At 50.6% G+C, this 13,159-nt stretch carries 11 protein-coding genes; 1 reads left to right on the forward strand and 10 read right to left on the reverse strand.

From position 1 onward, the window contains the following. Positions 1–3 precede the first annotated feature (3 nt). Positions 4–1,005 (forward strand): L,D-transpeptidase LdtE, encoded by a 1,002-nt coding sequence (gene ldtE, locus SBG_RS06310; protein ID WP_000817067.1) that lies wholly within the window; start codon positions 4–6, stop codon positions 1,003–1,005. 65 nt (positions 1,006–1,070) lie between these two features. Here the strand turns inward: ldtE and lpp are convergent, their stop codons facing one another. The 10 genes from lpp to ttrB form a co-directional block, all read right to left on the reverse strand. After that, positions 1,071–1,307 (reverse strand): murein lipoprotein Lpp, encoded by a 237-nt coding sequence (lpp, locus tag SBG_RS06315; RefSeq protein ID WP_001082307.1) that lies wholly within the window; start codon positions 1,305–1,307, stop codon positions 1,071–1,073. A gap of 309 nt (positions 1,308–1,616) precedes the next feature. Further along, complete coding sequence (gene pykF / locus SBG_RS06320) at positions 1,617–3,029, reverse strand: pyruvate kinase PykF (protein ID WP_000751451.1); 1,413 nt, start codon at positions 3,027–3,029, stop codon at positions 1,617–1,619. A gap of 6 nt (positions 3,030–3,035) precedes the next feature. After that, on the reverse strand, positions 3,036–3,266 hold the full coding sequence (gene ynhH, locus SBG_RS23550; protein WP_420802493.1) for a protein YnhH: 231 nt from the start codon (positions 3,264–3,266) through the stop codon (positions 3,036–3,038). Between the two features lie 164 nt (positions 3,267–3,430). Further along, positions 3,431–4,774 carry an APC family permease gene (locus SBG_RS06325; protein ID WP_000756078.1) on the reverse strand — a complete coding sequence of 448 codons (1,344 nt, stop codon included), beginning with the start codon at positions 4,772–4,774 and terminating at the stop codon, positions 3,431–3,433. Between the two features lie 21 nt (positions 4,775–4,795). Beyond that, on the reverse strand, positions 4,796–5,689 hold the full coding sequence (locus SBG_RS06330) for a proline iminopeptidase-family hydrolase (protein WP_001000498.1): 894 nt from the start codon (positions 5,687–5,689) through the stop codon (positions 4,796–4,798). 58 nt (positions 5,690–5,747) lie between these two features. Then, positions 5,748–6,485 (reverse strand): glutamine amidotransferase, encoded by a 738-nt coding sequence (locus SBG_RS06335; RefSeq protein WP_001259475.1) that lies wholly within the window; start codon positions 6,483–6,485, stop codon positions 5,748–5,750. Positions 6,486–6,496: 11 nt separating this feature from the next. After that, positions 6,497–7,723, reverse strand: coding sequence for a PfkB family carbohydrate kinase (locus tag SBG_RS06340; protein WP_000471827.1), 1,227 nt, complete (start codon positions 7,721–7,723; stop codon positions 6,497–6,499). 443 nt (positions 7,724–8,166) lie between these two features. Continuing rightward, positions 8,167–11,229, reverse strand: a complete 3,063-nt coding sequence (gene ttrA / locus SBG_RS06345) for a tetrathionate reductase subunit TtrA (protein ID WP_000002383.1) — start codon at positions 11,227–11,229, stop codon at positions 8,167–8,169. Next, complete coding sequence (gene ttrC, locus SBG_RS06350; RefSeq protein WP_000197497.1) at positions 11,222–12,244, reverse strand: tetrathionate reductase subunit TtrC; 1,023 nt, start codon at positions 12,242–12,244, stop codon at positions 11,222–11,224. The genes ttrA and ttrC overlap by 8 nt, the downstream gene beginning before the upstream one ends. Next, the gene (gene ttrB, locus SBG_RS06355; protein ID WP_020844137.1) at positions 12,245–12,979 is read right to left on the reverse strand and encodes a tetrathionate reductase subunit TtrB; all 735 of its coding nucleotides are present in this window, start codon (positions 12,977–12,979) and stop codon (positions 12,245–12,247) included. Positions 12,980–13,159: the final 180 nt, after the last annotated feature.

Genomic DNA, 13,159 nt, shown 5'->3' on the forward strand with positions numbered 1-13,159 from the left:
GGTATGAAACGTGCGTCTTTCATTACTGTTACACTTATTGGCGCGTATAGCGCATTACAGGCAGCCTGGGCAGTAGATTATCCATTACCGCCCGTAGGTAGCCGTCTTATTGGTCAGAATCAAACCTATACCGTACAGGAAAGTGATAAAAACCTGCAGGCTATTGCCCGGCGTTTTGATACGGCGGCGATGCTCATTCTGGAAGCGAACAATACGATTGCGCCGGTGCCCAGGCCCGGTACGCTGATTACCATTCCTTCGCAGATGCTATTGCCGGATGCGCCAAGGGAGGGGGTTATCGTCAACCTCGCAGAATTACGGTTATACTACTATCCGCCCGGCGAAAATCGCGTCCAGGTATATCCCATTGGTATTGGTTTACAGGGGCTGGAAACGCCCGTTATGGATACCCGGATAGGGCAAAAGATCCCTAATCCGACATGGACGCCGACGGCGGGTATCCGCCAGCGTTCGCTTGAGCGGGGCATTACATTGCCGCCGGTGGTGCCTGCCGGACCAAATAACCCGCTGGGCCGCTATGCGTTGCGTCTGGCGCACGGTAACGGCGAGTATCTCATTCATGGCACCAGCGCCCCGGATAGCGTTGGCCTGCGCGTAAGCTCCGGCTGCATTCGTATGAACGCGCCAGATATCAAAGCGTTATTTGAGCAAGTCAAAACGGGGACGCCGGTCAAAGTGATTAACCAGCCGGTGAAATTCTCAGTCGAACCGAATGGTATCCGCTATGTTGAGGTGCACCGGCCATTATCGCCTGAGGAAGAGCAAAACGTACAGACGATGCCATACGTGCTGCCAGCGGAGTTTACGTCGTTCAGAAACGCGAAAGAGGTGGATAGCCGTCTGATCGATAAGGCGCTATACCGCCGGGCCGGATATCCCGTTAGCGTGAGCGCCGGGCAGACGCCAGTGGCTACTACGACGGCGGTTGAATCTGCACAGAACGGTTTTGTGGGGGAAGAGGGAGCCACGCGTGCGACGCAGTAGATTTCGCGACAAACGATGGAAAAAAATGGCGCACAATGTGCGCCATTTTTATTACGCAGGTACTATTACTTACGGTATTTAGTAGCCTGGTTGTCCAGACGCTGGTTAGCGCGAGCTGCGTCGTCTTTAGCAGCCTGAACGTCGGAACGCATTGCGTTCACGTCGTTGCTCAGCTGGTCAACTTTAGCGTTCAGAGTCTGAACGTCAGAAGACAGCTGATCGATTTTAGCGTTGCTGGAGCAACCAGCCAGCAGAGTAGAACCCAGGATTACCGCGCCCAGTACCAGTTTAGTACGATTCATTATTAATACCCTCTAGATTGAGTTAATCTCCATGTAGCGTTACAAGTATTACACAAACTTTTTTAGGTTGAGAATATTTTTTTGATGGGAATGCACTTATTTTTGATCGTTCGCTCAAAGAAGCATCGAAAAGCATAAAAGTCCCTAAAAAACCGAAAGAAAACAGGGGGCTTCCATCGGATTCTTCTTAGATAATCCGTGATTGGATAGTAAAATCCGATTTGATTTTTTATTAATAGCGGCTATCGATAAAATAAAAAAAGCGCCGTGAGGGCGCTTTTTTAAACAAATTAATTCACACAAGAATTATTACAGTACGTGAACAGAGGCGGTGTTAGTTGTGCCGCTTGGAACCAGCGCGCCGGAGACCATCACCACAACGTCGCCTTTCTGGGCAAGACCGCTTTGCAGGGCGACTTCTTTGCCCAGACGGTAGAAATCATCAGTAGAATTGATTTCTTTCACCAGCTGCGATACCACACCTTTGCTCAGCACTAACTGACGCGCAGTGACTTCATTGGTGGTTAACGCCAGAATGGTGGCGTCCGGGAAGTATTTACGCACGGCGCGAGCGGATTTGCCCCCCTGGGTGGCGACCACAATCAGCGGCGCTTCCAGTTTTTCGGCGGTTTCTACTGCGCCGCGGCATACCGCTTCCGTGATGCGCAGTTTACGGCTGTCGTTGTTGTAGTCCAGGCGGCTGTTCATGACGCGGTCGGTGCGTTCACAAATGGTCGCCATGATAGACACGGCTTCCAGGGGATATTTCCCTTTCGCAGATTCGCCAGACAGCATAACAGCATCCGTACCGTCGAGGATGGCGTTTGCAACGTCACCCGCTTCCGCACGGGTCGGACGTGGGTTTTTGATCATGGAATCCAGCATCTGGGTAGCGGTAATGACGACTTTACGGGCGCGGATACATTTTTCGATCATCATCTTCTGCGCGAAGATGACTTCTTCGACCGGGATTTCTACGCCCAAATCGCCACGTGCGACCATGATGCCATCGGACGCTTCGAGAATTTCATCGAAGTTGTTCAGGCCTTCCTGGTTTTCAATCTTGGAGATAATCTGAATGTTTTCGCCGCCGTGAGCTTTCAGATGCTCACGAATTTCGACAACGTCAGAACGCTTACGGATAAAAGACGCTGCAACAAAGTCAACGCCCTGCTCACAACCGAAAATCAGGTCCTGTTTGTCTTTTTCCGCCAGTGCTGGCAGTGCAATAGAAACGCCCGGCAGGTTAACGCCTTTGTTTTCACCCAGATCGCCGTTGTTCAGCACCTTACAAATCACTTTGTTGCCTTCGATAGCGGTGACTTCCATACCGATCAGACCATCGTCAACCAGCACCGTGTTGCCAACGGAGAGATCGGAGGTAAGGCCTTCATAGGTGACGGCGACAATTTCATTATTACCGACCACAGATTTGTCGGTGGTAAAAGTAAAGGTCTGGCCCGCTTTCAAAGAAACGTCGTTGCCGCCTTCCAGTTTAATGGTGCGGATTTCTGGGCCCTTGGTATCAAGTAGAATAGCGGCTTTTTTACCGGACTTGCTCATTACGTTGCGCAAATTCTGGATACGCTGACCGTGTTCTGCATAATCGCCATGAGAGAAGTTCAGACGCATCACGTTCATGCCTGCGTCCAGCATTTTGGTTAACATCTCTTCGGATTCGGTTTTCGGACCGATAGTGCAAACAATTTTCGTCTTTTTCATGACAGTCTAGTCTTTAAGTTGAGAAGGATATGGAAATCTGGCTTCAGGCGCGCACGGCCCGGAAGCTAAGCCTGTGTTGCTAAAGTGATGATGCCTCGCTCTAAGGATAGGTGACATCGAAAAAGCGTGCAGAGGAATGTGTGCTCGTGTTTCAGCCCAACGGAAGGGGGATAATGTGAGTCGTTGAGTTTTACAGTCCAATGCGCTGAAACCATTCAAGAGACAATTGGCGCGCATTATACGCTGAAATTTACATAAAAGGAAAATGAAAACGCTGTTTCAAAAAACATCTGTGCAGATCCACAACAATTTGTTATCACTATGTTTATGATTAGACTGGCGAGGACGCCGACCGACCATCGGGCGGCGTTGCGCAACGAAGAGGGGTGTTGCGTATGTTGTCAGTCGAGTAGCTTTTTCCCTTCCAGGTCGATGGCGATGTTTTGGTTGTGTGCTTTTCGATAGCAAAGAATCGCTATTCCGATTGCCGACCAACTAATCCCGAGAATCAGCGCATGAATATTCATGTTTAAACAGACGTAGCCTATCACTATCATACCCATGACTGGCGATATGATATGGGCAAAAATACGTCGCTGGGCTTTCAGCCGAAAATTAAACAGGATAAACACACACAGGTTCACCACAAAAAAAGCGAAGAGCGCGCCAAAGTTCACAAGGGTAGAAATGGATTCGATCTTGCCGGAAAAAAGGTAGCTGAGCAGCAGGGTGACGCCGCCGGTGAACAAAATGGCGTAATCCGGCGTTTTACGCGTGGTATGGACGTGCGCGAGGAAGGCGGGCAACATGCGGTCGCGTCCCATGGAAAATAGCACTCTGGATACCGCCGTTTGCGCAGTAATTATGTTGCCGACGGCGCAGACAAACGCCACAATGATAGAGAATGCGACTTTGAGCCACATGCCGCCAATGTTACCGGCTATAGTGAAAAAGGCTTCATTCGTTGCATTACCTTCCGCGAAGCGCTCGACGTTGCCGGTGGCGAATGCCGCAAACGCCACAACGATAATAAACAGCACCGTCGCCAGGATTAATGCCAGAAGCGTCGCTTTACTGACAGCGTGGCCGCCGCCTTCGCTTTCTTCACTTAATGTACTGATAGCGTCAAAGCCGAGAAAATTCAGCGCAGCCACAGAAATCGCCGTCGCGATGAGCCCTGGCGTGAACCATTGTGAATCGAAGAAAGGTCGGAAGGAAAGGGTTATCTGACTACTGTCCGTCATTATCAGGCGTACAATAAGCAGAACAAAGATTGCCAGGACACCGAGTTGAATAAAAACCAGCAACTTATCAAATTTCGCCGTTTGCTGTATTCCGAGATAGTTTATTCCGGTGCCGATAGCTACGTAAATCAGCGGCCAGACCCAGACCGGGATCTGCGGTAAAATAGCGTGGACCGCAACACCGCCCAGCACTGCAACCAGCGTAGGAAATAAAAGATAATCCAGCAACAATATCCATCCGGTAAGAAAACCTATGGCAGGATTAATGCATACCCCGGCATATGCATAAGCCGAGCCCGACGATGAAATATGCTGCGATAATGTCGAGTAGCTGTATGCAGTAAAAAACATCGCGATAGCGCCAATAATATAAACCAGCGCAACCATACCGTGTGAAAGATTATAAACGACGCCATAGAGAGAAACAGGCGCGATAGGCACCATAAACACCAGGCCATAAAGCACTAAATCGGTGAGGGACAGTTTTTTGACTTTTTTCATGATAAATACCTTAATGGCAATTTATGCCAGGTCGCGTAAAAACTCACTTACCGCTGCGAGGCAGGGCGCGATATTTTCTTCATGCGGGTTATGGCTGCTGTCGGGAATAGTGACCGAGCGGCAGTCTGGAATATGTAAGGTAAAAGGAGAGACGACATGCTCGGTTGCCTGATCGTTTTCTCCACGTAGTACCAGCACAGGACAACGTATCTGGTGTAAATGGGACGTTATATCCCAGTTGGCGAGTTTTCCATTCGCCGCCAGTTCATTGGTTCCCCATAACAGGTGGTAACCCGTAGGGTCAGCGGCGAACTGCGCATTAGATCGTTGAACATGTACGGCTTCTTGCGTCAGGCTATAAACATGTCTGGCATAGTAAGCGACAAGCTGTTCCGGTGGATTTTGATAAATGACGGCGGGCATAATACGCTCTTGTATATCGTCATCGGACATCGGCGAGAGCGTCTTAAAAAGCCGTAAGGCTTCCTGCTGCCATAGGGAAATACTGGCTGGTGAACTGGCTAATATCGTGCCGCGAAGCCCGGCAGGCTGCAAGCAGGCGTGCTCTGCGGCAAGCATCCCGCCCCACGAATGTCCCAGTATCGAATAATCGTGCCCAATGCTCAGATGGTCAATTAACAGGGTTAATTGACGGAGGTAACGCTCAATCGTCCAGAAAGAGGCGTCGGCATGTGGGAAGTGCGTTGAACGCCCACAACCATATTGATCGTAAAATACGACCATGCGCCCGTCATCAGCCAGATGACGATAATTTAATAAATAATCAAAGCCGCCAGAAGGGCCGCCATGGAGAATAATTAGCGGTGTCAGTAATGAATTTCTGTCACCATAAATCCGATAACTCGTCAGTATGCTTTCAGAAAATATTTCGCCATAGAGATAGGTATCATTCATATTCTTTATTACTCAATGTGTCACCGGGCAGGGCAAAACGTATGTTCGCCTGAATGAGTTATTTTTTTATAGAATGCAGTACATTACACCAGAATGTGGCGTAATGTTCCCATTGCAAAAACTGTGGACTTCCCCAATGTGGCGAACAATCACTGGCAAAGCAGCATACTTTTCCTTGCTTATAGTGGCCCATAACCAACAGTGGATCGCCATTGATTTCAGCAAGAGTATGACTATGTTCTTTGGCGATAAACTTGTTATAGCCCAATAGCGGTGGCCATTCACTAAATGGTTGGGTAATAAAATGATCTACTGTTGTATTTACCGCCTGACATCCCTGCGGTAATTCTACGCGGTCATCTACGTCCAGCATGTCGACCGGTAATACCTCCGCCAGAATAGTATTTTTGTAATTGGCTTTCGCCTCTATTCCTGTAAAAGATAAATATCCGCCGATCATCAACAGACCACCGCCATTGGCGACATAATCCGTGATCAGACTTAATGCGTCAGGAATAATATCTCTATTATAAAACGTCCTGTTCTGTAACAGAAAGGTATTGCTTCCAATATCACTAATAACAATCGCGTCATAGCAGGCTAACGCCTCGACAGTTTGTGGAAATTGGGTCTGAACAATATGCGCTGGCATATAGTCTACATCTATATTGGCATGACGTAAGCAGGACAGTAAATAATCAGCACCTTCTTCATATTTGCTCGATGTAAAACTATCAAAACCTTTGGAATGAATCATATGAATGTGCCATGACTCACCAATAAATAAAGTTCTCATTAGGTCACCTGTTAATTAATGTTAATAACTTTGTTAGATTGAGTACGCATACGATGTAAAACCTGTAAATGCTGAGGCATACTCGACGCGCCTACATGTTCCACCGCCAGAGAAGCGAAAGCGGAGGCATATTGAATGGCGGCTATCAGGTCTGCTTGCCGTGCCAGCGCGGCGGCTAATGCGCCGTTAAAGGCATCGCCAGCGCCAGCGGCATCTTTAACCACGGCGCTCCATGCAGGAATATATAACGTTCTGGCATGGTCACAGAACAGTGAACCGCGAGCGCCAAGGGTAATAATGACTTTTTTCACGCCGGATTGTAGAATAATATTTCCGGCTTTTTTGGCATCATTAATATCGGTAATAGTCACGCCTGATAAAAAAGAGGCTTCAGTTTCATTTGGCGTGATGATGTCAATATCGGATAATAAGTGTGTCACCTGTTTTGTATAAGGGGCAGGATTCAGAATGATTGTTTTATTTTTTTCTTTACCTAGTCGAATGAATTCAATAAGAGCCTCAATGTTGGTTTCAAGTTGCATTAGCATTACATCGCATTCTGTAATATAGCGGTGCTGTTCGTTAATTTCTTGAGGGGTCAGCATCATATTGGCACCGGGATATATGGCGATAATATTATCGCCATCAGCGGAGGAAACATAAATTAATGCGCTGCCAGTTGGCGCTTTATCCGTTTGATAAGCGCTATAGGATGTAATGCCGGATTGAATAATATGATTTATGGCAAATGCGCTGAATTGATCTGTACCGACTTTAAATATAAAATGTACCGCCGCGCCGGCGTTATTGGCGGCTAAAGCCTGGTTGGCCCCTTTACCGCCAGGATAGAATCCAAACTGACTGGCAAGGATTGATTCTCCACTTTGCGGGAACCACGGCACGGTTGCTGAAACATCAATATTAAACGACCCCAGGACACATACCTTGCCTGCTTTTTTTGAGCTTTCCCGGCGTAATTTGGCATCCTGGTGGGTTGGTGTGGCGATAGTGCTGGAAATATCGATCTTATTTTCCGTGATAAGCTTACTAAGCGCATCTCGGTTTAAAATTCCTCCACCATAACACCGCTGAAGCATACCGGATTTCTGAAAATAGCGCAGATCGGAACGAATAGTCTCCTGGCTCACCTTATAAAGGTCTGAAAGTTTACTGACACTAACACTATTATTCTTTATCAGTAAATTAATGATGGCATGACGTCTTTCTTCTTTAAACATATCGCCTCCGGGTAATGCGTTGAATTGTATTTATGGCGATGTTGTCATGCGGTGAATTCAATCACAGATTATGCGGTGAACCGGAAGTAATCCCAAAAAAATGTAATTAAATAGAAACGCAGCCAATACGTTAAATATTAAGTGCTTGCAAAGAGGTTAAATAATTTTGTGAGACCGGTCATAGATCTTCGCTGTAATATAGCGGCGTAAACTTAAATTAGTTGGGCTTACACGATTCAGTGACTATCCAATATGGATATATATTATGACTACTATTGTTGAGGGTATTAACACCATAATCTGCGCGTGTCGCATAAAAGCCGTGAAAAGCAGGTGGAAGAGGGGAAGAGACATAGCGTCACAAAAGGAGAAGCCGGACAGCGCTCGCTTATCTGTCGCTATCATCGACGAAATAAGAGAAAGTCGTTCTCCGGCTCAGGACATTATATACGCTCGATCTTTGCCGGGAGTCCCTGGCGTACTGCCGCGCCAGAAACCCAGTCGAGCCAGGTATTGGTAACGGTTCTCGTTGGATCGGCAAAACCCAAATCGTTAAGGTTTATGCCTGAGCTGATTTGCGGATCATATGGCATAGGCACGCCGTCCAGAAAGTGCTGCGTTGCGCCCATCTCACGATGCCCGTACCCGTGTTCGATGGCAATAACGCCGGGCATTACACCCTTTAATAAACTGATTTGCGCTACGACCTGCCCGCCTGGCGTAGTAATCCGTACCCGATCGCCATGTTGCAGTCCGTAGCGCTTGCCATCTTGCGGATTCAGCGCCACCAGATTCGCGGGTTTCACATGATGCAAGCGCGGGATCACCGCCGTTGCGCTGGACATAGTATTCGATTTAAATGAAATCAGTTTCAGCGGCCACTGCCCAACGGGAAACAGGTCGTCAATGGATCGGCCATCTGATAAACGCGCCGGATACCAGATCGGGCAGCCGCTAAAACGCTCTCCGGTAATCGCATGGCGGTGAGCGGCGACATCCGCATTCCAGACCTGTAAGGGTTTTTCCCAGGCGTTACCCAAACGTTGCGCCATATAGCCGCTGTCCTCTGGCGCAAACCGACCGCCGCGAGAGTAAATAAACGCCACGCGACTGACCTCATCAGGTTTAAGCGTTTGCTGAATTGCCGGCAGAATATGGGTTACGCCACTCAGGGTGATATCTTCCCGATTTGCCTGAGCGACCGGGGACTTACCCATAAAGGCGATATTAGCGGCTACACGCAGATAGAAATCTTCTGCCCGGTTTAGCGGGAAGGTATTACCCTGCGGATCGGTTATCGCCCGGTCGCCAAACCCGGGCAAGTGGAGACGCTTCGCTACGGCAATACAAAATGCTTCCATCGAGACAGGCTGCCCGTCCGCGGTTCGGCTGGTCGCGGGGGCGACAACCGGCCAGCGGGCGGTTGTGACTTTACTGGCTACGCCGCCCCAGGGGGCCGTGAAGCCCCAACTCTCAAAGTTATGCGTATCCGGGACAATGTAGTCAGCCAGCGCCGTCGTTTCATTCATAAAGGCGTCTATCGCGATAAAGAGCGGCAAACGGCGTGGGTCTTTTAGTTTTTCCTCCGCGACGGCGCGTAGGCCTGGAACGCCATAAAACGGATTGCTCATATTGGAAATCCAGGCTTTAAGCGGGTAAGGATAGCCTTCGAGCGCGGAGGTCAGTAGTTCGGTAAGCTGGCCGGCCACAAAGGGGTACCACGGTGCTTTGGCTGGATAAGGGGATTGTCCGGCGGCAATCTTATCGCGATACTCTTTCGATGCCTCGTAAGGGGTTTTGCTACGGGCAATGCTTAACCCGGATGGTTTTACTTTCCCGGCAAAACTGCTCATGTTGTAACGAGGGCCATCGCTGACGCCGTTGAATTTGCCGCCGCCGACAAAGACGCCCCCCGACAGGCTGAGATTACCGATGAGCGCGTTAAGCATCATGACCGACCAGGCGTTATAAAACCCGTTCCCGGCCATCATGCCGCCATGGCTGATGACTGCCGCTTTACGTCCGTGACCGGTAAAGGTTTCCGCCAGCGCGATAATTTGCGCTTCCGGCACGCCGCACTGTTCGCTGTATTGCGCCAATGAGAGCTTTTCTGCCGCCTCTTTCAGCCGTTGTAAACCGCTCTTCACCGTGACCCGTTGGCCGTCGGCGAGCGTAACGTACTGCGTCACGAAAAGCTGTGCCTGTCGGCAAGTGGACGCGGCGACCAACTCGCCGTCGGTATTAAGCACGACGGGGGTCTCTTCGCCATCGGGCGTGAGATGCCGCAGCGTCAGGTGTTGTCCGGCCAGCGTCGGCAGCTCATCGGTAATCACCAGATGCGTGGCGTTGGTCCAACTGTGTTCTCCGGCCTGCTGCATCGCGTGTATGCCGGGAATCGCCAGATAATCAGCATGATAACGGTGATTATCTATGATCCAGCGGATCATCCCCATCGCCAGCGCCGAATCGCTGCCCGGCAGGACAGGCTGCCAGCGACCGTGAGAATCGGCCAGCACCGTTGATAGCGGCAGCGCGGGAGCTACTACGACATAGTGAAAGTTCTCACGCAGCCGCGCGCTCGCTAACTGGCGTGCCTGACGTTTAAACGGATTGCCGGACTGGGCCGGGGAGGTGCCCATAAAGAGCGCAAATTCCACATTTTCCCAGTCGGGTTTAACATGCGGGTTCTTATCCAGATCGCCCATTAGCGCCCCGGAGCCTGCCCGATAAGCCAGTCCACAGTAGGCGCCGTGTGCACCGAAATTTTTGCTGCCAAAGCTGGTTAACGCAAAACGGCGCAGGAAAGCATCGCGGCCTTCATCGCTGGTATTTGTAACCAGTAGCTGATTGGTTTTCGGCCCGAAGTCTGGGCACGTTGCGTCGATTGGCGTATCCGGCGCATAAATAGCGCGCAGCCCGTCCACGTGGCCTTCACCAAACAGGTCACCGCCTTCCACAATTTCGTCAATCAACTGCTCAAAGCTGATACGCTGCCATTTTCCTTCTCCGCGTTTCCCTGCGCGTTTCATTGGTTCAAGTAGCCGGAGCGGGCTGTACAAACTTTCCAGTAGCGTGGCGCCGCGCGCGCAGGCGGTCGAACGGGCGTCAAGACCATTTTCTCCCGCCAGTTGTTCCATCGCTTTGCTAAAAGGGACGGAGGGAGCGATCGGGTGTTCCTGTGACAAGGGATGATACGGATTGCCGGCAATACGTATCACTTTGCCGTCTGCATTAACCCTGGCGCGGATACCGCACTGTGTCCAACATCCGAAGCATTGCGTCATGGCGATGGTTTGTTGTGGGTTTTGCTGCCAGTGCGTTTGTGCCTGTGCCTCCGGAATTAATGCATTGCCAAAGATGCGGTCGCGCGTTATCTTGCCGGACGTCCCGTTTAACAGGCCATCAATGGCGCGTTTCGCCACATCACGGTAGCTCAGACTAGAAGTGACCATCCCACCGACGGCGAGACCGACTTTTAGCCACTGACGACGGGTTAAATTAGCCATGTTGTAATCTCCTGGTGAGCCCATTCAGCGTTTCACGAATAATAATCAGCAGCGCTACCCACAGGCCGAAGGTGCCGATAATCGCAAGCCAGCCATCCGTTCCGCCTGGCAATGAGTATGGGTTAAATTGCGCATTGAATTTCGGTACGGTTTGTACCTGGATCAGTAAGGTCCAGCGCATCAGCCAGCATAGCGCCAGCGCGCTCAGAACCAGCAGGATGCGGCTTGGTTGTGATAAGGGATGGTGTAGCGTCAGGCTACAGAACATCAGTGTTAATACCCACAGTACCAGCCAGCCGACCGCGTAATATTTGGCTGACAGGGCGACAGTCATCCACTGACGGATTGCCGTACCGGAAAGGGTGTCACCGCTGACCCACATGGCAACGACCAGACCCAGCGCCGCCAGCGCCCATATTTGTCCCCACAGTATTTTTGGCAGCCTTACAGAGTCGCGTCGGGCGGCGGCAATCATCAGTGCGAAGAAGGCCTGTAAAGCGCTAAGAAACATCACCACAGGAAAGGCGTAGCTAAACCAGATTGGGCGCGCCATTACAACAGAGACTTCTCGACCGGTATAAATCAGCAAACCCACCGCGCAAAACGCGCTGGCTAAAGCTAACCACTTAGTGACGTTGTAACTTTTGTGCAGTAACCGTTTCATGTGCTGCGCAAGGAACCACAGGGCGAGAAACCCGGTAAACAGCGGCAGGAATAAGGCTCCCCAGGGCATCCACGACCAGGGGGTTGGCCAGGCATAGAAATGCCAGACGCGCGCGGTCTGGTGGAGATCCGCTGTCAGCGCCAGCGGGGCGGTAATCGCACAGGTAATGGCAATCAGTAAGGCCCGATTTTCTTCTGGCGCGGCGTCTTTTTTCCGCCAGTGAAGAGAGCAGGCGAATAGTGCGGCGCAGGCGGCGATGCCAATGAAAAAGAAATATTGTACCGCCCACGGTAGCCAGCTTATTTCCTGCGGGTGAGTCAGCACTTCTTCAATAATGAGTAAACGCGTCATTCAGACCTCCTGCCAAAGCGCGGGCTGCGCGCGGCCCAGTAATGGGGTAACAAAGGCGTCATCCAGCCCCAGGTAGAAAACATGGGGCGACGTGCCGTTTTCCGGCTTTAATACTTTGATAGCGTCCCGGTGTTGATGAAGCATTTTGGTGATGCGGCTATGGGGATCTTTAAGATCGCCAATAATGCGTGCGCCGCCGACACACGACTCCACGCACGCAGGTAACAACCCGGCCTTCAGACGATGGACGCAAAACGTACATTTATCGGCGGTTTGTGTTTCATGATTGATAAACCGTGCGTCGTAAGGACATGCCTGTACACAGTAGGCACAGCCGACGCAGCGTTTGTTGTCTACCACCACAATGCCGTCTTCACGCTGAAAGGTGGCCTGCACCGGGCAGACCGGCACGCAGGGAGGGTTATCGCAATGGTTGCACAGGCGCGGCAGCAGCACGTTTGTCACATCCGGGCTTCCCTCCAGCTGGACCTGGTACTGATTCACCGTAGTGCGAAACGCACCCTGCGGCGTTTGGTTTTCAATCGCACAGCTTACGGTACAGGACTGACAACCGATACAACGTCGCAGGTCGATAAGCATGGCGTAGCGGTGGTGCGAAGAGCCTTCATGCCGCTCAGGCGAAAAAGGGAATTTCGCTTCCGCCAGCGGAACCAACGAGGCGCCAGCGGTCAGGACGCCCAGTTGCTGGAGGAATTGCCGTTTACTGTTATCCATAGTGATTCCCGTCCACATTGCCAACAGTGACACATTTGTCACGATGTTGGTCCATATGTAATGAATAAAAAATGTCGATGATTTACAGTGTAAAAATCGAGACGGGGAGAGCTCTATTGTGGTTAACCACATACCCGGCTTGTTGTTGATCTAAAACAACATAATTGGCAGGGATATTGG

The organism is Salmonella bongori NCTC 12419 (genome assembly GCF_000252995.1).
Classification (GTDB): Bacteria; Pseudomonadota; Gammaproteobacteria; order Enterobacterales; family Enterobacteriaceae; genus Salmonella; species Salmonella bongori.

Coding starts and splice junctions, on each gene's coding strand:
- ldtE (WP_000817067.1), top strand. CDS start 4: ATGAAACGTGCGTCTTTCATTACTGTTACACTTATTGGCGCGTATAGC.
- ttrC (WP_000197497.1), bottom strand. CDS start 12,244: ATGACGCGTTTACTCATTATTGAAGAAGTGCTGACTCACCCGCAGGAA.
- SBG_RS06335 (WP_001259475.1), bottom strand. CDS start 6,485: ATGAGAACTTTATTTATTGGTGAGTCATGGCACATTCATATGATTCAT.
- SBG_RS06330 (WP_001000498.1), bottom strand. CDS start 5,689: ATGAATGATACCTATCTCTATGGCGAAATATTTTCTGAAAGCATACTG.
- SBG_RS06325 (WP_000756078.1), bottom strand. CDS start 4,774: ATGAAAAAAGTCAAAAAACTGTCCCTCACCGATTTAGTGCTTTATGGC.
- ttrA (WP_000002383.1), bottom strand. CDS start 11,229: ATGGCTAATTTAACCCGTCGTCAGTGGCTAAAAGTCGGTCTCGCCGTC.
- pykF (WP_000751451.1), bottom strand. CDS start 3,029: ATGAAAAAGACGAAAATTGTTTGCACTATCGGTCCGAAAACCGAATCC.
- ynhH (WP_420802493.1), bottom strand. CDS start 3,266: ATGCGCGCCAATTGTCTCTTGAATGGTTTCAGCGCATTGGACTGTAAA.
- ttrB (WP_020844137.1), bottom strand. CDS start 12,979: ATGGATAACAGTAAACGGCAATTCCTCCAGCAACTGGGCGTCCTGACC.
- SBG_RS06340 (WP_000471827.1), bottom strand. CDS start 7,723: ATGTTTAAAGAAGAAAGACGTCATGCCATCATTAATTTACTGATAAAG.
- lpp (WP_001082307.1), bottom strand. CDS start 1,307: ATGAATCGTACTAAACTGGTACTGGGCGCGGTAATCCTGGGTTCTACT.